At 53.4% G+C, this 20,207-nt stretch carries 22 protein-coding genes and 1 pseudogene; 3 read left to right on the forward strand and 20 right to left on the reverse strand.

The window, feature by feature from the left end; all coding sequences use genetic code 11:
• Positions 1-22 precede the first annotated feature (22 nt).
• The 7 genes from truA to VE954_RS13145 are packed head-to-tail and all read right to left on the reverse strand — an operon-like array spanning position 23 to position 6,694.
• Entirely contained in the window at positions 23-904 is an 882-nt protein-coding gene (truA, locus tag VE954_RS13115) for a tRNA pseudouridine(38-40) synthase TruA (protein WP_324953402.1), read from the reverse strand.
• The gene (locus VE954_RS13120; RefSeq protein WP_324953404.1) at positions 870-1,820 is read right to left on the reverse strand and encodes a hypothetical protein; all 951 of its coding nucleotides are present in this window, start codon (positions 1,818-1,820) and stop codon (positions 870-872) included. The genes truA and VE954_RS13120 overlap by 35 nt, the downstream gene beginning before the upstream one ends.
• A gap of 14 nt (positions 1,821-1,834) precedes the next feature.
• Entirely contained in the window at positions 1,835-2,710 is an 876-nt protein-coding gene (gene pssA, locus VE954_RS13125) for a CDP-diacylglycerol--serine O-phosphatidyltransferase (RefSeq protein WP_324953406.1), read from the reverse strand.
• A 12-nt stretch (positions 2,711-2,722) separates the two neighbouring features.
• Positions 2,723-3,412: a hypothetical protein gene (locus VE954_RS13130; protein ID WP_324953408.1), complete on the reverse strand. Its 690-nt coding sequence runs from the start codon at positions 3,410-3,412 to the stop codon at positions 2,723-2,725.
• Between the two features lie 11 nt (positions 3,413-3,423).
• Positions 3,424-5,106, reverse strand: coding sequence for a site-2 protease family protein (locus tag VE954_RS13135; protein ID WP_324953410.1), 1,683 nt, complete (start codon positions 5,104-5,106; stop codon positions 3,424-3,426).
• Between the two features lie 20 nt (positions 5,107-5,126).
• Positions 5,127-5,963 (reverse strand): phosphatidate cytidylyltransferase, encoded by an 837-nt coding sequence (locus VE954_RS13140; RefSeq protein WP_324953413.1) that lies wholly within the window; start codon positions 5,961-5,963, stop codon positions 5,127-5,129.
• Positions 5,957-6,694, reverse strand: coding sequence for an isoprenyl transferase (locus VE954_RS13145; protein WP_324953415.1), 738 nt, complete (start codon positions 6,692-6,694; stop codon positions 5,957-5,959). Before VE954_RS13145 ends, VE954_RS13140 begins: the two co-directional genes overlap by 7 nt.
• Before the next feature lie 192 nt (positions 6,695-6,886).
• On the opposite strand from VE954_RS13145, the pseudogene VE954_RS13150 reads away from it, so the two are divergent.
• Positions 6,887-7,468, forward strand: a pseudogene (locus tag VE954_RS13150) (SAM-dependent methyltransferase); the annotation flags it as partial.
• Between the two features lie 70 nt (positions 7,469-7,538).
• Here VE954_RS13150 and VE954_RS13155 read toward each other — a convergent pair.
• The 5 genes from VE954_RS13155 to rho form a co-directional block, all read right to left on the reverse strand.
• Positions 7,539-8,633, reverse strand: coding sequence for an AI-2E family transporter (locus VE954_RS13155; RefSeq protein ID WP_324953417.1), 1,095 nt, complete (start codon positions 8,631-8,633; stop codon positions 7,539-7,541).
• A gap of 29 nt (positions 8,634-8,662) precedes the next feature.
• Positions 8,663-9,535 (reverse strand): peptide chain release factor N(5)-glutamine methyltransferase, encoded by an 873-nt coding sequence (gene prmC / locus VE954_RS13160; protein WP_324953420.1) that lies wholly within the window; start codon positions 9,533-9,535, stop codon positions 8,663-8,665.
• The gene (gene prfA / locus VE954_RS13165) at positions 9,532-10,617 is read right to left on the reverse strand and encodes a peptide chain release factor 1 (protein ID WP_324953422.1); all 1,086 of its coding nucleotides are present in this window, start codon (positions 10,615-10,617) and stop codon (positions 9,532-9,534) included. Before prfA ends, prmC begins: the two co-directional genes overlap by 4 nt.
• A gap of 108 nt (positions 10,618-10,725) precedes the next feature.
• A complete protein-coding gene (rpmE, locus tag VE954_RS13170; protein ID WP_324953424.1) occupies positions 10,726-10,926 on the reverse strand; it encodes a 50S ribosomal protein L31 in 201 nt (66 codons plus the stop codon).
• Positions 10,927-11,003: 77 nt separating this feature from the next.
• Positions 11,004-12,251, reverse strand: a complete 1,248-nt coding sequence (gene rho, locus VE954_RS13175) for a transcription termination factor Rho (RefSeq protein ID WP_324953508.1) — start codon at positions 12,249-12,251, stop codon at positions 11,004-11,006.
• Between the two features lie 513 nt (positions 12,252-12,764).
• Here rho and VE954_RS13180 point away from each other — a divergent pair.
• Positions 12,765-13,145, forward strand: coding sequence for a hypothetical protein (locus VE954_RS13180; protein WP_324953426.1), 381 nt, complete (start codon positions 12,765-12,767; stop codon positions 13,143-13,145).
• A gap of 3 nt (positions 13,146-13,148) precedes the next feature.
• Here the strand turns inward: VE954_RS13180 and VE954_RS13185 are convergent, their stop codons facing one another.
• Together VE954_RS13185 and rimO are read right to left on the reverse strand one after the other, a co-directional pair.
• Complete coding sequence (locus VE954_RS13185; protein ID WP_324953428.1) at positions 13,149-13,547, reverse strand: carboxymuconolactone decarboxylase family protein; 399 nt, start codon at positions 13,545-13,547, stop codon at positions 13,149-13,151.
• A 7-nt stretch (positions 13,548-13,554) separates the two neighbouring features.
• Positions 13,555-14,898, reverse strand: a complete 1,344-nt coding sequence (gene rimO, locus VE954_RS13190) for a 30S ribosomal protein S12 methylthiotransferase RimO (protein WP_324953430.1) — start codon at positions 14,896-14,898, stop codon at positions 13,555-13,557.
• Between the two features lie 102 nt (positions 14,899-15,000).
• On the opposite strand from rimO, the gene VE954_RS13195 reads away from it, so the two are divergent.
• On the forward strand, positions 15,001-15,897 hold the full coding sequence (locus VE954_RS13195) for an aminotransferase class IV (RefSeq protein WP_324953432.1): 897 nt from the start codon (positions 15,001-15,003) through the stop codon (positions 15,895-15,897).
• Between the two features lie 3 nt (positions 15,898-15,900).
• Here the strand turns inward: VE954_RS13195 and fliW are convergent, their stop codons facing one another.
• The 6 genes from fliW to flgM all read right to left on the reverse strand — a co-directional run bounded on the left by fliW (position 15,901) and on the right by flgM (position 20,203).
• Positions 15,901-16,434 (reverse strand): flagellar assembly protein FliW, encoded by a 534-nt coding sequence (fliW, locus tag VE954_RS13200; RefSeq protein ID WP_324953434.1) that lies wholly within the window; start codon positions 16,432-16,434, stop codon positions 15,901-15,903.
• An 87-nt stretch (positions 16,435-16,521) separates the two neighbouring features.
• Complete coding sequence (gene csrA, locus VE954_RS43775; RefSeq protein ID WP_349263818.1) at positions 16,522-16,824, reverse strand: carbon storage regulator CsrA; 303 nt, start codon at positions 16,822-16,824, stop codon at positions 16,522-16,524.
• A gap of 43 nt (positions 16,825-16,867) precedes the next feature.
• Positions 16,868-17,767, reverse strand: coding sequence for a flagellar hook-associated protein FlgL (gene flgL, locus VE954_RS13210; RefSeq protein WP_324953436.1), 900 nt, complete (start codon positions 17,765-17,767; stop codon positions 16,868-16,870).
• Between the two features lie 10 nt (positions 17,768-17,777).
• Positions 17,778-19,202 carry a flagellar hook-associated protein FlgK gene (flgK, locus tag VE954_RS13215; protein ID WP_324953438.1) on the reverse strand — a complete coding sequence of 475 codons (1,425 nt, stop codon included), beginning with the start codon at positions 19,200-19,202 and terminating at the stop codon, positions 17,778-17,780.
• A 3-nt stretch (positions 19,203-19,205) separates the two neighbouring features.
• Positions 19,206-19,748 (reverse strand): flagellar export chaperone FlgN, encoded by a 543-nt coding sequence (flgN, locus tag VE954_RS13220; protein ID WP_324953440.1) that lies wholly within the window; start codon positions 19,746-19,748, stop codon positions 19,206-19,208.
• A 101-nt stretch (positions 19,749-19,849) separates the two neighbouring features.
• Complete coding sequence (gene flgM, locus VE954_RS13225; protein WP_324953442.1) at positions 19,850-20,203, reverse strand: flagellar biosynthesis anti-sigma factor FlgM; 354 nt, start codon at positions 20,201-20,203, stop codon at positions 19,850-19,852.
• Positions 20,204-20,207 lie beyond the last annotated feature (4 nt).

A 20,207-nucleotide genomic window follows, 5' to 3' on the forward strand; every position in this document is an offset into this window, starting at 1 on the left:
GGAATGAAAGGCAGGACCTGGATCAGACGCCGTTCGAAGCCTGAGGAGGAAGCAAAGCGAAGCCGAATTCGGAACCCGAACTGATGAGTGACTCAGGAATGGTTTCCATCACGTCATAGAAGATGCGAAGCAGGGACAGGCCATGGGCCGGCGCCGTTTGTCCCGCCTGACGTCGATCCTGGGCCTGTAAAATATTCTTTATATCATCCGGCCTTTGCTTGCCCAGTCCAACGTTGACCAGGGTTCCTACCAGACTCCGGACCATCTGTTTTAAAAAACCGTCGCCCAGAATATAAAATTCCAAAAGCGGACCCCGCTGCACCCAACGCACATCGAAAATCGTTCGGTCGTAGGTCACAACACTGGCGTCGCTCGCACAAAAGCTGCGAAAATCATGTCGACCCAGAAAATGCCGGGCGGCTTCCTGCAGAGCGGCGGTGTCGAGCGCGTAATGCAGGGACCAGACATAAGGCCGCGCAAAAGGATTTTGCGGCGTTCCGAGCCAGATCCGATACCGATAAACCTTGCTTTTTGCCGATCCAATGGGATGAAAATCATTCGACCAGGGACGCAAATTCAAAACGCCGATCGTAGGAGGCACCAGAGCCTGAAGGGAACGTAGAATCGATTCACAGGGGATCGCCGCAGGCACGCGAAAGGTGGCCACCTGATGCTCGGCATGCACCCCGGTATCCGTCCGCGACGCTCCCATGATACGCAGATCCTCCTGACGCAAGACCGTGCGCAGGGCTTTTTCCAAAGCATCCTGCACCGTGTGGCCACTGGGCTGGCTTTGCCAGCCTTGAAACGCAGTGCCGATATAGGCAAGATCCATGCGGTAAGTCAGGTATGGAGGAGCGGCCCCGCTGTCAGCGGAGTCCTTCGAAGCTAAAGGCGATTCCATAATTCTTTCTGTCGAAATTGCCGAACTTGTCGCGCGTGGTTGTGACGTTTTCGAGGAAAAAGCTGAGGTAATAACGATCCACACCGAGGGAACGCAAGGAATTGTCGGAACGCGCATCCAGGCCGGTCAAACTAAAAGAAGCCATCACCCCAGTGGCTATACCCTGGTTCCAACCGGAACTGGTATAGGTGGAGGCCGTATCGGTCGTTGAGGTCGAAGGCAGATCGGGTTCGATGGTTTCCTGAACATAAAGATATTCCATTCCCATCCAACCGCGGAACACAACCCAACGCGTTTTGAAAGGTGAGATGGCAACTTCCAACGCCAGCTGCGTGGGGATAAGCGTCAAACCCAGTTTCTGATTTTCATCCTTGAGTTCGTCAACCAAATCCCGCTTCAGGGGTGTTTCGGGTCGTGCCGCCAAAGGATGACCTTCGGCATGATAATAACCGACGCGTCCCACGAGACCAAAATCCACGAGATAACTGAAAAGGTAATAACCGCCGTAAAAATGGGGCGAGACCTTCTCTTTTCCATAAAGATAATTGTAATGATTAAACTTGCCGAGTTTTTCCGGACGTGTGGCACCAAAACCAAATGTGGCGCCGGGTCGACGACGACCTTCGATCAGACTAAATCCCGACGATTGCGATTTTTCAGCGGCAGCAGGAGCAGGCGGTGGGGGCGCGGGCTCAGGCACATCGCGCACGACCACAGGGGCCGAGCGTGTCGACACGGGCGGAAGCGGTGGCAGAGGTTGAACAGGCTCAACCTCGTCACTTTCATCAAGAATGGAAGATCCTGGAGCTTCGGGAGTTGGCTGCGGCTTACCCAGTTCAGCGTCATCATCCTGAGCCAGAACCTGCGGCGCCAGTGCATTCAGAGCGAGCAGGGCCAGCAGACAAATATTTCGCATGAGTCCTCGTTCACTTATGTATCAATGGAACCCTGTTCATCCTGCTCAAAGATATCGTCGTCATCCACCAGCTTGGTCCAGCCGAAGAGAAGCTCCAGAGGACCACTCAGCGCATAACCGAAGAATATCATGAAACCAAAGACTTCAGGTTGAGCTGCAATCAAAGCGACCATGGCCACGGCCAATACCAGGAGTCGGAATGGTTTTATCCCACGGATGTTAAGTGTTTTATGAGATCGGTAAGGAACGTTGGTGACCATAGCCATGGCCAGCAAAAAGCCGGTGATGGCCAGGAACCATTGCCGGAAAAGCGGGTTCTGGATCAGATTTTCAATCCAAAAGAGCACCTGAAAATCGGTAGGTTTGGTTTCGAATTCCATCCACAGCGCGACAAAACAAGCCACGACTCCGGCTGCCATGGGTATCGGCAATCCCGTGAAATCACCCGAGGCTTTGCCGATGGAACTCTGTACATTGAAACGGGCCAGGCGTAGCGCGCCGCATGCCAGAAACATGAAACACACGATCCAGCCCACACGTCCCGCTTCCGAGAGACCGGCTTTATACATAAGAAGAGCCGGCGCGGCACCGAAGGAAACCAGATCGCAAAGGGAGTCATACTGCACTCCGAATTCGCTCTGGCTGTTGGTCATGCGAGCCACCCGTCCGTCGAGAACATCGAAGATGGCAGCCAGAAGAATGGCACCGGAAGCCCAAAGGAAATTGCCCTGCAGCCCTTTCACAATGGAGAAGAAACCAAAGAAAAGATTACCGGTCGTAATCAAATTCGGGAGGATATAAATCGCTCCCCCCAGCTTGCGTCGCGTGCCAAGATTCTTCATAGGCCTACCTATCAGACGAAAATTCACAAGTCGTTCGGGTTGATCCATTCCGGTTCCCCCTCAAGCTTTTCTATCAGCCTTTTCTTCCGGAGCTGACTTACGTAAATACTGCGGCATCGGTAAAACATCGCTCAGCTTACACGAATTTGCAATGAAGTCCTGGAGCATGGCGTTGAGCATTTCATAAGCCCGCGCCTCGATGGGCGAGCTATGAATAATGATGCCTCGACTTCTACCTAAGTCATTCAAGCGCGGCCAGTCACCCAGACAGCCAATACGCAGGGAACCGGACGCCGCCAGAGAATGCGGTTCCTGTCCCGGCACTTCCAGACTGATGCGGTCCAATTCCAGATTGACCACGCCTACTTCGTAGCGGGTGGCGAAATAACCATGGGTGGCCGTGGCTGGCAGAATCCAGGTATTGGCTTCCAAGGCCACGCGCGCAAAGCAGCCCAGGGCCGAACTCGCGTAAAACCCTAGTTTGGGATACCCACGGCGCAGGCCGTAGACAAAGGCCAGACCGATTTTGATGCCGGTAAACGATCCAGGTCCTGTCCCAACGATAACGCCATCGACCTGATCGAGGGTTTTATTTTGCCGGGTCAAAAGCTCCTGGACGAGATGGGGCAGACCTGCCGCGGCTTCCTGGGGATTATGCCTGATCTCCACATCCAACAAGCGACCGCTACTGGCATCAGCAAGCGCCAGCAGGGGTCCTTTCAGACTGGTATCAAGCAGCAGGATCAGCACAGCATGTGTCCTTAAAACATGGAACTAACGCCTTTGAGCATGGAAGCCCAGAAGCGACCGAGGTCATTGTAGGTGGCAATCACGACCAAAGCCAGCACCATCATAAAACCCAGCTTCTGATAGTTTTCGATCGCGACTTCGGAAACGCGGCGACGCAGGCCGGCCTCAGCGCCGATCAGGACCATCTGACCCCCATCGAGCACGGGAATAGGGATTAGGTTGATCAAAGCCAGGTTGATGCTGATGACAGCCAGGGAATTGATAAAGAACTGCCAACCGAGACGCACGGAATCGGAAGCAACCTTGGCAATTCCAATGGGTCCACTGATGGCAGCCAACGGCAGCTCACCCGTAAAGAGAGCCCCGATGCCTTTGGCAATGGCTTTGGTCGTGGAGAATGTTTCCTCAATGCCGTACCTCAGGGCACGGACGGGATTGGTGTAACGTTCTTCGACCAGTTCCGGGGTTTCGAGTCCACCCCAGAATTGCACGGGCAGTGTGTAAAGCGTCACCCGACCTTCCACGCGTTGCACTTCAACGCCTTTCAAGGGCACGGTGATATTTTGCACGACTTCTTTCCGAAGTATCTTGAGATCGACCTGCGGACGACGGTTATCACCGATCAGCTGGCTCAAATCAAAAGCCGACAGCAAAGGCTTGCCGTCCCATTCCAAAAGCAGGTCACCCTGCTGAAGTTTAGGAACCTGCTCTTCACTTTTAAAAATGGTGAGCTGTCCATGGGTCACGCCCAGCAGCTCTTGAAATTTGGAACCATCCCAACGAAACCCTGCAGGCAGGGTGGCCTTCAACGTGCGTTCCGGCAAAGGTGTTTCCGCACTGTCGGGATTTTCTGTGCGCACAATCAAATTCAAATCAAGGGGCGCGGCCAAAGGCGTGGAGAACTGTGAGAAAAATTTCTGCACCTGACGCCAGTACTTGACCTCGGTGCTGGTCCCATTCATTTCCACGCGCAGCAAACGATCACCTGTTTGCATACCGGCAGCACTCAAGACACCTTCATCACTCACGCGGGTAACCGTGCTCGGCACAAGGTTGGGTGAAATCCCAATACGTCCGCGTTTGCCAGGCATATCATCGTCCTTCACACTTTCCGGAGACAGTGAGATGGCAAGATCCTGCTGGTCGCGTTTAATTTTTAATTGAATGGTTTCATCCGCAGAACCGCTGATCAGATTGGTGACATCACGCCACGACACGATCGGTTTATCGTTAATGCTGGTGATGGTGTCGCCAAACTGCAGGCCCGCGCGTTCAGCCGGACTGTTGGGAATGATTTCACCGACCAGAGCCGGTGGCAGTTTCAGTCCATACGAAATTAAACCGGCATAGGCAACGACGGCCAGAATAAGATTGGCAATCGGACCGGCGGCGATGGTGATCAGACGGGCCCCGATGGAGGCGTTGTAGAACTCGCGGCCTTTCAAAGCTTCCGGCACTTCCTCGGACGGGATGGCGCCATAGAATTTAACAAAACCGCCCAAAGGAATCAGACTCAAGCGGTAATGAGTTTCGCGAATTTGGAAACCGAAAATGGTTGGACCGAAGCCAATGGAAAAAATTTCGACGGGAATCTTGCACAGCTTGCCAACAATAAAGTGTCCCGCTTCATGAACCACGACCAGTATGCCAAGCAACAGGATCACCGCGACCACGGGTTGCGAAAAAAACTCCATAGATCCTGTCTCCAACGGCGTCAAATGCCAAATTGATACAGTATAAACCAGATGGCAGGGGCCGCAAAGAGCAATCCGTCAACACGATCGAGAAAGCCGCCATGCCCAGGAAAGATTTTGCCTGAGTCTTTGACTCCAGAAAAGCGTTTAAAGGTCGATTCTGCAAGGTCACCAAGCTGCCCAAGGGCTCCACCCAATACAGCACAAATAATAACGATCGGCCAATCGACCATCTGTTCGGCATAAAAGCTTTTAAAAACAGAGGCTCCCACGATACTGGCAATAATGCCTCCGATGGAACCTTCCCAGGTTTTGTTCGGTGACATGCGTGGTGCCAATTTATGTTTACCAAAGGTCTTGCCTGCGAAATAAGCCCCCGTGTCCCCGCACCAGACGATGGTACACATCAGAAAGATATAGCGGGAATCCGGTGCAAGCTTATACAGCTCCCAAATTGCCAGCCACGGAAAGGCACCATAGACGAGGCAGACGAGGATGCCGGCCCCCGCGCCAAAGGAGAGGTCGATCTCGGGGGCGATAAAAATTCCGAACAAAAGACTGCCAAGCAGTCCAAGCATCATCACGCTCACGCCATAGCGCTGCGTGTAGGCACTGCCTGCGAAGAGCAGGCAGGACATGACAATGATCATGGGTTGCAGGAAAGTCGGGGGCACGCCTTCGTTCCGGGCACTGAAGAGCGTATAGATGCGAGGAAAGATCATGGCTGAGATTTCATAAGTGCTGATGCCCACGAGCAGCGCGAAAAAGAGCCGCATGAAGTGGGAATTGCCAAACAGAAACACAGCGAGAAAAATAATGAGGGCGACGATGGCCGTGATCACACGAGTCTTCAGCATACAGGTTTATCCATTCGCACCGCTCCGAATCGGCGATCCCGATCCGCATATTCACGCAGCGCTTCGTTCAGGTGGTCACGGCTGAATTCCGGCCAATGCACTTTGGTAAAATAAAATTCGGTGTAGGCCATTTCCCAAAGCAGGAAATTGGAAAGACGTTGCTCGCCACTGGTACGAATGAGGAGATCAGGCTCAGGCAGTCCCTGCGTACTCAAGTGCTCGGTGACCACCTGCTCCTGAATATCATCAGGCTGGAGTCGACCTTCCTTGACCGCCATGGCCATTCGCTGCATCGCCCGGACCAGATCCGAGCGTCCGCTATAGCTCAAGGCCAGCACCAGCTGCAGTCCATCATTGTGTTCAGTCCTGGCTTCCACGAGTCTGAGCCATTCCTGACAATCGGCCGGCAATTTATCGGTAAAACCGATGCTGCGCAGGCGGACCTTGTTTTCATGCAGCTGATCGATTTCCTGTTTGAGATAGGAGACGAGGAGAGAAAAGAGCGCATTGACTTCGTCAACCGGCCTTCGCCAGTTTTCCTCGCTGAAGGCATAGAGTGTCAAAACTTTGACGCCAGCGTTGCCAGCGGCCTCGACCACATCACGGACCCGCTGCGCGCCACTTTGATGACCATAAACCCGGGCTTGACCCTGCCCTTGAGCCCAACGGCCATTGCCATCCATAATGATGGCGACATGTTCAGGGACTTTTGCTTGACTCAGCCGACTCATCGATCGATATAGCCCTATCTATGGCTTATTCCCGTGAGCTTTTCAACTCCACGAGAATATGTTACTCGACACACGCGGAAACAGTTCCATTATCATAAACCCAGAATTTTCCCAAGGCTGGACTTCAGTTGAACCCGAAAGGACGCCCCATTGCTTGCATCACAATCCAAAAGCCCGAGCGGCAAGCTCATAATGGCAGCCAATGCACTTGGAAACCCGACTGATATTCCCACCCGCAGTTTGGAAGCTCTCCGCACTGCGGACCTCATCGTCTTCGAAGAGGACAAGGTCGCTCGACAAACACTCAAGGCGGCTTCTCTTCATCGTGACTATCTTCGTTTGACAGAGCATATCGAACAGGAAACGCTTGATGCCGTCAAAAAAGCCCTGAAAGCTGGTCAGACTGTGGTTTTCATGAGCGACCAGGGCACACCCACTTTGGCTGATCCTGGCAACAAGCTCCTGGAGACGGCCTACGCTGCTGGCGCTCAGGTTTCACCCATTCCCGGCCCAAGCTCAATCAGCGCCGCACTTTCCATCTGCCCGTTCCTGCACGGACCCTTTTTGTATCTGGGTTTTCCGCCTCGCGAACCCGCTGAACGCGAGGCCTGGCTTGCGCATTACACAGACGTGGATTTCCCTCTGGTCATCCTTGATACACCTTACCGTCGTCCATCGCTGATTGCCAGCTGTATGAAAGTATTAGGTGCAGATCGACGTTCGCTGCTGGTCTTTGATATCAGCGGCCCCGACGAGGCCGTGCATCTTGACAAGCTGGAAAACCTGACTAGCATCGAAAAGGATAAAATCAATTTTGTTTTGGTCATCGCGCCGAACTCGGCCCTCAAGAGGGCGGCGGCAGCCGATAAAATGGTGAGTTTTGTAAGTAAGGCAGACAAATCTGCAAAGCCACAACCGCAGCCGCCACGATCGGCACCGCGAGGAGGACCCCCAAAAGGCCGAACCAGTGGCCAAAAGAAAACACCGAAGCGATCACCACGATAGGATGCAGTCCCGCGCGATCACCGATGATGCGCGGGGTTATGATCATACCGTCCAGTGATTGCACTACGGCGACCACGATCAAAACACCGATGAAGACCGCGATGCCGCTGCCCTGGGTCAGGATCACGATTGAACTCAGGAGCAGCCCGACCAGCACATCAAAATACGGCACCACACGGCATATACCCGCGATCGCGCCAATGGCAATCCCTGACGGCAGATCAATGAGGCTGAAACCAGCCATATAGAAAATGCTGAGCACAAAGGCGACCAGAAACTGGCCCTTGACCACCGCCCGCAGCACGCGATCGATGCGAGCGACGAAGACGCGCATCAAGGGATGCAGGTCATGCGGCGTCCAGCTCTTCACCAGACTGCGCAGATCATCCTTATCGGCCAGCATCATATAGGTGAAAAGGGGCACCATGGCGAGGTTGAAAGCAGCTTCCAAAACCTTGGGCGTTCGCGAAAAGAGCCCATCCATGGTATCCGTAGCGCCCATGACGTGCTGCAGGAGGTTCATCTTGCGAAAGCCGGCTTCAATGGTTTCATCAGGCACGATTTTCGAGTGCCGCGCCCAATCAATGAGGGGCTTGGCCAGACGCTCGGCATAAGCCGTCGCCTCCGGAATCATCTGCACAATATTCAGCAGTTCCTGATAAATGTAGGGAATGCCAAGGACCGCACCCAGCGTGCAGATCGTGACGACCAGGAAAATCAAAATGCCCACCAGCGTTTTGCGCGCAATCGGCAGAGCTTCACAAAGGTAATTGATGCCGGGTGAAGCGATGTAGGAGATGACCGCACTGGCCATCAGCCCGACCATGATGGAGCGATAAAGGTAGGTCAATAGCATAAGGACTGTGCCCACGCCCAGGCACAGAATCAGAAAACGCCGAAAGAGAGGCCAGGAGTACTGCTGCTGATCGACCATCGCTCGTTACAGCCTTCCTAATGTGATGCTTATGCGAGAGGCGCTGTTGCTGTCACGACCCGATCCAGTCCTGCTAGATCTTGATGTACGGCTATATTCTGCCAGCCTGATTCCTCTAGTAATAAGCATACATCAGAGGCCTGCCCCGCGCCGATTTCAAGGAAAATTTTTCCTCCCTGGCGCAGACTACGCACAGCTTTTTGAGCCAACTTGCGGTAAAAAATCAGCCCACTTTCCTCGGCAAAAAGTGCCAGGGCTGGCTCAAATCGCACCACGGAAACCGGCAGTTCCGATCGCTCAGAAGCCGCGATATAAGGGGGATTCGAGGCAATAAAGTCAAACGCATGGGAGCGTTGACCCCAGCTGGAATCCTGCAGGGCATCACGCTGTTCAAACATGACGGGAGCCTCAAGCGCTTCGGCATTGCGCGCCGCAACCGTGAGAGCCTCGCGACTGATATCCCAGGCGGAGAGGTTCCAATGCGGTCGGGCTTTTTTCAAACTGATCGCAATGCACCCGGTGCCTGTTCCCACATCCAAACCCGTGAGCTCGGTGTCATCAGGATAGCTTTTGAGTAAAAGCTCAACCAGATGCTCTGTCTCCGGACGGGGAATCAAGGTCGCAGGGCCCACATAAAATTCATGACCAAAGAATTCCTTGCGGCCTAAAATGTAAGCCACAGGCTCACCCTGGGAGCGCCGCCGGATGCGATCACGAAAGGCGGTGCGTTCCTCAGAATTCAGCGGTTTATGATGATCCAGATACAGATCAAGACGTCGGCAGGCCAGCACATCACAAAGCAGGAGCTCAGCATCCAGCCTTGCGCTGGGTGAACCCTTTTCCTTGAGAAACGGAATAGACCAGTCGATCACATCCTTGATGGTCCAGATCTGTTGGCTCATGATACGCCTTGCACCTTGTCCAGTTCGTTCTTCAGGAGTTCCGTCTGATGATAGGCTGCGAGCGAGTCAACGATTTCGGCCAGATCACCTTCCATCACCTCGCCCAATTTATAAAGGGTGAGGTTGATGCGATGATCGGTGACGCGACTTTGAGGGAAATTGTAGGTTCGAATGCGTTCACTGCGATCACCGGAACCAACCTGACTTTTGCGGTCGGCACTGATCGCCTCCTGCTGCTCTCTCTGCGCCTTTTCCAAAAGACGCGAGCGCAGAACTTTCATGGCCTTCTCGCGGTTTTTGATCTGCGAACGCTCATCCTGGCATTCGACCACCAGACCCGAAGGCTTGTGCAGAATACGCACCGCGGAATCGGTGGTGTTCACGTGCTGCCCACCGGCTCCCGAGGAGCGGCAAAGGGTGATTTCCAGGTCCTTGGTATCGATCGGCACTTCATCCACTTCATCCGCTTCCGGTAAAATGGCGACCGTGCACGCGCTGGTATGAATGCGGCCCTGGGCTTCGGTTGCCGGCACACGCTGCACGCGGTGCACGCCTGACTCGAATTTCAGGCGACGGTAAACCTTGTCACCTTTGATCAGGATAATGGCTTCCTTATAGCCCGCCGTCGATGATTCGGTGGAGGACATCAGTTCGATTTTCCAGCCATTCTTATCCGCAAAGCGCGTGTACATGCGCAAAAGATCAGCGGCAAACAGCGACGCTTCCTCGCCACCGGTCCCGGCGCGGACTTCGAGGATCACGTTGCGATCATCATTGGGATCCTTGGGCAGGGTCAGGATCTGCAGATCTTTTTCGACCTGCACGAGGCGCTCTTCCAGTGATTCCAATTCCTCTTTGGCCATCGCTCGCAATTCCGCCTCCGGCTCTTCATTGAGCATCTGCTTGGCAGAATCACGATCGCTTTTTAATTTCTTGTATTCGCGGTAGGCCGCGATGATTTCGGAATAACCGGCACGTTCGCGGGAAAGCTTGGTGATCTCAGCCCCGCTGAGTCCATCACGGGACATCAGGCTGTCGATTTCCACAAAGCGGTATTCAATGGATTCGAGTTTTTCGTACATTGGGGACTGAGCCTCCTGCGTGCCGTCGATTCAAAAAGCGAAGCCCAAAACCTCTCCGTCCGAACTGGCTGAGGAGAGGCTTTGGGCTGCCAAAACGCGGCGCAGAGACTAGCTGCGAGCGTATTTCTTCTTGAACTTCTCGATACGGCCGGCGGTATCCATCAGCTTCTGCTTACCGGTAAAGAACGGGTGGCAGGCGCTGCAGATCTCGACGTGGATTTCTTTTTTCACCGAGCGCGTTTCAAAAACGCTGCCGCAAGCGCAGGTCACTTTGGAAACTTGGTAGTTGGGGTGAATTTCTTTTTTCATCTTCAATTCCTTCCGGCATCAAACCAGCCCTAGATGCTTCGCCAATCGCGCATCCCATGGGCTGGTGCTTCGTTCGTTTACCCGTTCATCGATTCCAGGAAATCCTGGTTGCTGTTGGTCTTTTCCATCTTGTTCACGAGGAATTCCATAGCATCAACCGTGTTCAGAGGCTGCAGCAATTTACGAAGAATCCACATGCGGTTGAGCACGTCTTTTGGCAAGAGCAGCTCTTCCTTACGAGTTCCGGACTTGTTGATGTCCATCGCAGGGAACACGCGTTTTTCCGCCAGCTTGCGGTCCAAAACGAGTTCCATGTTACCCGTACCTTTGAATTCTTCGAAGATCACCTCGTCCATACGCGAACCGGTATCCACAAGGGCCGTCGCAATAATGGTCAAGGAACCGCCGTCCTCAATGTTCCTGGCTGCGCCAAAAAATCTTTTTGGTTTGTGCAGCGCGTTGGAATCTACACCACCTGAAAGAATCTTTCCAGAGGGAGGTACCACAGAGTTATAGGCTCGCGCCAGACGTGTGATCGAATCGAGCAGGATGACTACGTCATGCTTGTGCTCAACCAGACGCTTGGCCTTCTCAATCACCATCTCCGCCACCTGGACGTGACGCTGAGCAGGCTCATCGAAGGTTGAGGAAATCACCTCACCCTTAACCGAGCGCTCCATATCCGTCACTTCTTCGGGGCGTTCATCGATCAGAAGGACGATCAGGATGGCTTCCGGATGGTTCTTCTCAATCGAGTGCGCAATATTTTGCAGCAAAACCGTTTTACCCGTACGAGGCGGCGCCACGATCAGGGCGCGTTGGCCTTTGCCGATGGGGCACATGATGTCGATGATACGGGTCGAGTAATTATTCCCGCCCGTTTCCATCTTGAACTTTTCCATCGGATACAGCGGGGTCAGGTTGTCGAACAGGATTTTATCAAAGCCTGGATCCGGAGCCGCACCGTTGACCGCTTCCACTTTCAAGAGAGCAAAATAGCGTTCGCTATCCTTGGGAGGGCGGATCTGACCGGACACCGTATCACCTGTTCTCAGGTTGAAACGGCGAATCTGCGAGGGCGATACATAAATATCATCAGGACCTGGCAGATAGTTATAGTCAGGCGCGCGAAGGAAACCAAAGCCGTCTGGCAGGGTTTCGAGCACACCTTCACCGTAGATCACACCACCGCGCTCGGACTGGGCCTGCAGCAAAGCAAAGATAAGATCCTGCTTGCGCATGCTGCTGGAGCCTTCAACGCCCAGTTCACGTGCGAGTTTGTTCAGATCGGAAATCCTGCGTTCTTTCAGCTCCTTAAGGTTGATGTCAACCTGTCCTTGGCTGCCCGAAGAGGTGGTGGGCGCGGCGTTGGACGAAATGCTGGGAGTGATGGTCACAGGTTGAGTCTCGGGCAGAGCTTGTTCTGGTTCGCTCTTTTCGACTTTTGCAGCTGTCGCACGTTTCTTAGTAGCTGCCGCCGCTGCCGATTTTTCCCTTTCTGTCATTGGATAGCTCTCTAAATTAAGGTGGGTAGTAAAACTGAAACTATTGGTTGGAAAAAAGCCGTGAGAAAAGCTCCAGGCAATATCGATATCTTATTCAGCATAAGTCAATTTTTTTGTGAAGAAAAATAGACGGAAATTGGCAGGTTAAACGAATTTGAAAACAGATGCCTTTTCCTTATAATGTTGGATATTCCATTCCTGCTTATTTGTCAATTGCAAAGCACGTCCCCTCAGGCCGTGGGCCACCCTGGATAGGCAGAAAGCACGCTCTTTGATACAATCAAGGCAGATGATACCCAGCTCAGACAACCCCCATCCAGCGATGAGAGCCCCATGAAAAGCATCGTGCCCTTCACCGCTTTAGCGGTCCTAGCGTGGAGCACCGCTTCGTCTCCCGCGCGTGCTCAAATGGTTTCGACCGAAGAACGTTTCCAGGACCTCTTTGTCACCGCCGGTTACGGAACCGCGTTTGGTGCCGCATTTGGCGCTGCTCTTTTGAGCTTCCAGGCCAAGCCGGACCAGAATTTGCGCTTCGTCGCCATCGGGGCTTCGGTCGGTTTCATCGGCGGCAGCCTGATTGGATCGTATTTGATTTTCTCACCGGTTTTCACCGGCTACGAAATGGGCCAACCCGCCCCGACATTGCTCGCCACTGAACAGAAAATGCCGCGCCTGTCCGGTCTGGAAGCGCAGTGGACTGTCCTACGCTTTTAATCATCAGCTGTAGAGTTCCTGCAGAAGTGCATAGGCACGACGCAGATGAGGGATGACAATCGTGCCACCGACCACGGTGGCGACGTTGATGGATTCCTCCTGTTCGTCGCGCGTGCAGCCGAGACGCCAAGCCTGAATCACATGATAATTGATGCAATCATCGCAGCGTAACGTCGCGGAAGCCACCAGCCCCATGAGTTCCTTGGTTTTGGCCGGCAGGGCACCTTCCAGATAGGCGTTGTGATCGACGTTATAAATCCGCTTCAGGAGTTTATTGTCAGCTTCGTTGACAATTCCATTCAAACGGCCGCGTTCATCCAAAAATTCGCCTGCCAGAGGACTTTTCGCTTTCGCTTCGGCTTCCGAAAAAACATAGGTCGGTTCTGATGCTGAACTCTTCATACGCTCCTCAGTCCACAATCCGGCCGACCAGATCGTAATCATGGGCCTCAGTGATGCGGACCATTTGGATCGTGCCGGGCTTGAATTCGCCTTCATTGATATAAACCACGCCGTCCACTTCAGGCGCCTGAATGGACAGACGACCTTCCGCCAGCAGCTCGGATTCCTCGGAAAGACCCTTCACCAAAACCGGTAACGTCTGACCCACAAATCTCTGCATGTTCTCGCGGGACAGTTCCTTTTGCAGTTCCATGATCTCGGCCTGCCGACGGGTTTTGACTTCCTCGGGAACTTGATTTGGCATACGGCCAGCGACTGTGCCTTCTTCCTGGGAGTAGATGAAGCAACCCAGGTGTTCAAAGCGCATCTCTTCGACGAACTCTTTCAATTCCAGAAACTGCTCTTCCGTTTCGCCAGGAAAGCCGACCATGACCGAGGTCCGAATGGCGACACCGGGAACGCGTTCACGCAAGCGGTTAAAAGCCTGGCGCAGATCCTCGCGGGTCACACCGCGATTCATCTTTTGCAAGATTTCATTGCTCGCATGCTGAACGGGAATGTCGAGGTATTTGCAAATTTTCGGATGCGTAGCGAAGAATTCGATGAAATCTTCACTGATGTTTTCCGGATAAACATAGAGCAAACGGATCCACTCGATGCCTTCGATCTCGACCAGCTGACGCAGCAGAGCCAAAAGATCCGATTCACCCCAATCACGACCATAGGCTGCCAGGTCCTGGGCAATCAGATTGATTTCCTTCACACCCTGGGTCGCTAGGTTGGAAACCTCCTGCACCACATTGGGGATGGGACGGGACCGCAGTTTACCGCGAATGGCGGGAATGATACAGAAGGAACAATTGTGCTGACAGCCTTCGGCAACTTTCACATAGGCCGCCGACGCCGACAGGGTATTTTTCTTGGGCAGCGAACCGTCGTAAAGGTAATGCGTGCGCTTCGCCCTGACCGTTCCTTGCGGCAGATTCTCATTCAAAAAGTTGGCAATCTGCGGGAACTCGTCAGTGCCAATAAAGAGGTCGACTTCCGGCAGACCTTCGACCAGCTGTTTTTTATAACGCTGAGTCAGGCAACCGGCGACCACGAGTTTCATATCAGGTTTGGTTTTCTTGATCTCGGCCGCTTCGAGAATGGTTTGCACACTCTCCTCTTTGGCCGCCTCAATAAAACCGCAGGTATTGACGATAATGGTGTCCGCTTCCTCGGCGTCATCTGTCACCGACCATTGGTCGGCCAGCATGGAACCCAACATCACTTCAGAATCGACTCGATTGCGTGCGCAGCCTAGTGAAATGAGATGGACTTTCCGATTTTGGGAAGTTATGACTTCCATGTTCTGCTGACTCCTTTTGGCAAGTCTATGCTGGAGGGCTTTAGTGACGTGACAGGGCCTGCATTAGCTAGCACCAGGGGCCAAAAACAGCAAGGATAAAGTATGGCTGGACTTGTTTCCGTGAATGGGCAAATAACTCCGGCGGCTGAAGGCCTTATCCCGGCTCAGGATCGAGGTTTTCTGTTCGGTGATGCCATCTATGAAATGATCGCCGGGCGCGAGGGCAAATTAATTGATTTTGCGGCTCACCTGGCCCGCCTGCGACGCGCTGCCGAGATCAGTCGCATGGCATTCCCCTGGACCGATCAGGAGCTGCGCTTTGAATGCGAGCATCTGGTTGGTTTAACGAAATTTTCCCAGAGTGCTCTGCGGATCATGATCACTCGTGGCAGCAGTCCATCCTTGCGTATCGAAGCCGGCATGCAGCCGAACCGCTATATTTACTGCCTTCCGTCGCCCCTGCCTGCCCCTGCCCAATACGAGATGGGGCTGCAGCTGAAAGCCAAAAAGCATCCATGGAACCCGCGTGGGCCCCAGCTGAAATCGCCAAATTATCTGCATGCAGCCACGGCTCAGGCCGAAGTTCAGGCGGAAGGCTATGATGATGTGCTGTGGATGAATGCGGATGCCGAATTTACCGAAGCCGGCAGCGCCAACATTTTTCTGATCAGCCGGCAAGGCGATCTGGTCGAGATCGCAACCCCACCGCCGACCGCTGGCATTCTGCCTGGCATCACGCGGGCACGGGTCATGGAGCTTTTGAGGCGGAGCCAGATACCAGTGACGGAACGCAGCATCACGAGTGATGAATTGCCGCGCTTTGACGAAGGCTTTGTCACATCAAGTCTAAGGGGACCCTTCCCCGTCAGCCGCATCGATAAACATCGCCTGCACAGCACAAGGCCCCAGGCCGTCTTTCAACATATTTTGCGTTTGTATCGAAGCTGGGAGAGTCACGAGGGAGATGGGAATCAGGGAGATGGCTCCCCCCTGAATTGAGGCTTATTTCTTTTCGACTTTGCCGACATGAGGCTCGGCTTTTTGCTCGCGCGCCTGGTCGATGACGTTCTGCAGAGTCTGCTGCTCGGTATTGGCCGAGTGCTTGCGCATCTCTTCCATAATATTATGACGGGTCGTATATTCTGAATTGTTCAGAATCACCTGCCGACCCTTGCGATTCTTCAGATTGAAAATCACGGGTGCCTTGAGGTTGGCCGTCATTTTCTGGGGGTCGCTGGGCATGGTGATGATCACCGAAACCACAGCGTCCTCTTCCGTCTCAATATCAAGGTCCCCAACTTCCGCTTCATTGACCTCAACCAAATAGTCAGGCTTGAAGAGCATGGGATTGATCATGACAAAGGCAATAGCCCCGTCATCGAGCGATTGCAGCCATTTGAAGGGCGAATCCTGATCATGATCCAGGAGCACGTACTGTTTCAATTCGGGAAAACCGATGATGCCGGAGGGAAGGGTGATCACGTCCTTCTCATCGATCTCTATATCCCCGAACCTGGTGGTCTTAACCTTGATCAAGGCTCTGTCTCCTCGGTTGGTATCACTCGCACGTAGGGTCGTTCTATTAGTGTAGCCTAACTTTATCAGCGCAACAAGGCTTCAGTCTTAGGACTTTTTGGGGTCGGGTTTCCTGGCGACGCGGGTCACTTTCTTCAAAGGTGACGCCGTGTTCTGCTTGTCGGTTTCCCCAAATATTTCCGCAGCCTGCTCCACGCTGACAACGTCGGTCGTGGAAGCTTGCCGATTTTCATCCTGGATTCTTTGATAGACTTCCTCGCGGTGCACCACGGTGCTGGGACTCGCCTTGATGCCAAGACGGACCTGTTTGCCTTTGATTTGCATGACCACGATTTTGATGTCGTCGCCGATCGAGATTCCCTCACCGACCTTTCGCGTTAGAACAAGCACCTTTAAACCCTCCCTGGCATGAGGCGCGATAACTTAATCTGTCTTACTGCATGAAATTCATCAATGATGGCTGCAAAAGCTTATTCGAAGCCATCAGTGTGCTCTGCAAAACACTCTCGGTTCTCTTGAAGTCCGACGCGGCCCGATAGGTATCCGCATCCTCGATCCGCGAGAGGTCCACTTGCGTCAATTCCCGGGTCAGCTCCAGCTTTTTCGAGGTTTCATCGACAGCATTGTGTATGGCGCCGAGCGTCGCCTGATAGCTCGACGTCTTATCCATCTGAAAATCGAGCTCTTCCATCGCTACCTGAATGCCTTGAACATCATTGCTTTGCAGCGAATCCGTTAGAATTTGCAGGGTATGCACCATACCGAAGTGGCCTTTTTCCCGCTCATCCGCACTGGGCTCAAAGAGATTGCGGGCCTGCAGATTGATCTGGCGGAACGTGCCGTCATCAACCTGCAGGAAGATGGCACCATCATCCCCCATGAAACCACCTTCACGATTAACTGGAGGTGTCTGGGTCCGAAAACCACCAAAGATATAGCGGTTGCCGTAGGCGGAGTTGGCCAGGGAAACCACGCCCTCGATGATCTCGCGCAGTTCCCGGGATGCCGCTTCGCGACTGGATGGGCCGTACGTGGCGTTGGCCAGGGTCACCGACAGTTCCTTGGCTCGCATCAAATTTTCGTTGATGCCTTGCAGAGCCGCCTCAGTCCGCTCCAAATAGCCTTTGGAGAAATCGATGTTTTTAATGAACTGATCGTAGTTGCTGATCTGATTCTTGCGTTTAAGCGCCTGCCCCATACCGATCGGGTCATCGGAAACGCGATTGATACGTTTCTGGGTCGAAAGCAATTCGAGCATGTTGGCATTATCGCCCTTCGCGGAATCCACGCGGGCGTTGGCCATCTCATAGCGCTGTCGATCCGAAATACGCATGGTTTAAACCCTAGCGTTTCAATTGCAACACGGTATCCAACATTTCATCAATCGTGGTAATCACCTTGGACGAGGCGGTGAAGTTTGCCTGCCACTTGAGGAGATTGGTGGCTTCCTCGTCCATCGATACGCCTGAAATCGCTTCACGGCGCGCGCTCAAATTCTGGGTCAGCGTATCATCAGCCTTTTTCACCTGCTCCGAGCGGACCAGATCCAGACCAAATCCACCGACGTAACTTGCGTAATAGTCCTGCAGGGTGGATCGCCCCTCGCCCATGACCTTTTTTTCCTTCAGCCGAAGCATTTGATTGACCATCACGTTATCACCCGGCGCATTGGGTGATGAGGCAACGGAAATCGCATCAGTGCTCTCTTCGATCATACCATCCAAACGGATGTTTGCGGCAGCAGCCGCACGATCGTCGCCCAAGGTAAAGAAATTACGACCGGTTGTTTCCTTAAAATCTTTGATACCAAAACCCTGCTGATGGATCGAGTTCATCTGATCAGCAAAGGTTCGAGCCATTTCGTTGTTATGTTCCAACATCTGCGGGATGACGTGATCACGGACCTGAATCAGACCCGCGAGCCGCCCTCTTTTATTGGCTTCCGTCACAACCGTCGGTTGATGCGAGGCTCCATCAAGGACCACCACATCATGAAGATTGGATCCATCACCCCGGGTCATGACTTCAAAACGGGCCGGATATCCTCGGTCGACCAGAAGGGTTTCCTGGGGACCACGCACCACCACCATGCCGTGCTCACCGCGGTAATAGTTCACATCGATCCGTTGGGTCAGATCGCGGAGCATGCGATCCTGCTGATCCAAAAGGTCACTGACCTCGGGATTCGCGGTGGTTTCAGCGGTCTTAATCGCGATATTCAGTTTGGCGATTTCCTGCAGGAGCGTGGAGACTTCCCCGACCTCGCCGCCGATGCGGAGGTTGATGTCCTCACGCTGCATTTTTAAGCTGGAATCGATCCGACGGAAGGAGTTGACCAGGTTCTGGGCGTTTTCGCGCACAGCGGTTCGAACCGTAAGTTCTTCGGGAAAGTTGCTAAGATCCTGGAGTGAGTTGAAGAAGCGATCGAGTTCATTCGACATGGTGTTATTGAGCTCGGGACTGTAGATCCCTTCCAGCGGCTTCATCGATTCGAAGCGGGCCGTGCTCTGACCCAGATTTTGGTTGGTGTCGTTGATCTGCTTTTCCAGAAAGCTATCGTGAGCGCGCGTGATGTTTTTCACAAACACCCCGTTCCCGATCAAAACCCCGCGCGTTTCCGAGGGATGCCTTTGTTCCAGGTTCACCCGCTGCCGCGAGAAGCCTTCGGTTTGAGCATTGGCAATGTTGTGGCCTGTCGTGTCCACACCCTGACGACTCGCATAGAGCGATTCTGCACCCACGTTCAGAGTGTGAAACAGTCCACCCATAAATCAAGTCCTCACAGAGAGGATGGACTTTTTCGGAGCCATCACCGCTTTACCGGATTTACCATAGACGGCTTCCGACTCGCTGGCGACGGCCTGCCAGAAGATGTAGGTTTCCCGGTGATACTGCAAAAGCTTCTTCACCAGGTAGGCATTGGCTTCGATTTTTGGAAAGATGCGCTGACGTTCGGCAGCGAGCGCCTGAATCTGTTCGGCGAGTTTCGCCAGGGCAGCATCCATGGGACCGGCCAGATTCTTCTGCAGCTGATCGAGGATGTCTTCCAGTTGAATGGCTTCATTCTGCGGCGCAAGCTGCAGGAAAGCCGCCAATTCATCGATGGATTTGCGGATTTTTTGGGCCTTGTCTTCCACAGCCTGACCAAAGGCCACCTTCTCCTGGGTGATGCCTTCAAGCTCATGAATATCAGACCGGCGAATCGCATCGTTTTCCCGTTCCAGCACTCCATCAAAGGACGTCAGGGTCCCCTGTAGCTGCTGGCAGGTACGCCCGAGCGCTTCCATTTTTTTTACAAGAATGTCCGGGGTCATATCACCCTCAATTTATCCGCGTTCCGGACATCCTCCATGAACTTGCGGATTCTGAAAAACCCGGCGCTCATGCCAGGCCTATGGCGACATTCCAAAAGATTTCACATTTCCGGGGGATTTTTGGCTAGTTCATCGCGAATGGCTTCGCGCATCATGCCGTCAGCGATCTGACCAGCATCAGCTTTGTATTCGCCGGCATCGATGCGACGCTTCAATTCGGCGACTTTTTCTCCGCGAATATCCGAGGTGTTTTTCGCGATATCGAGAGCTTTCGTTCGCGCTTCCGCCATCTCCTTGGATTTGGCGGAAATGTTCACGTTAAAGTCGGCTTTGTCAGTGCCTTCCCTATTTTGAACGAGTTTATCGAGGTCCTTCTGAACCCCTTTGGATTTCTGAACGGGAGCGTTGTTGGTCAAACCTGAAGCGACGCCTGGGCCCACTTTTGTACTATCCATGGAA

The sequence above is a fragment of the Oligoflexus sp. genome (genome assembly GCF_035638955.1).
In the GTDB taxonomy this organism is placed as follows: Bacteria; Bdellovibrionota_B; Oligoflexia; order Oligoflexales; family Oligoflexaceae; genus Oligoflexus.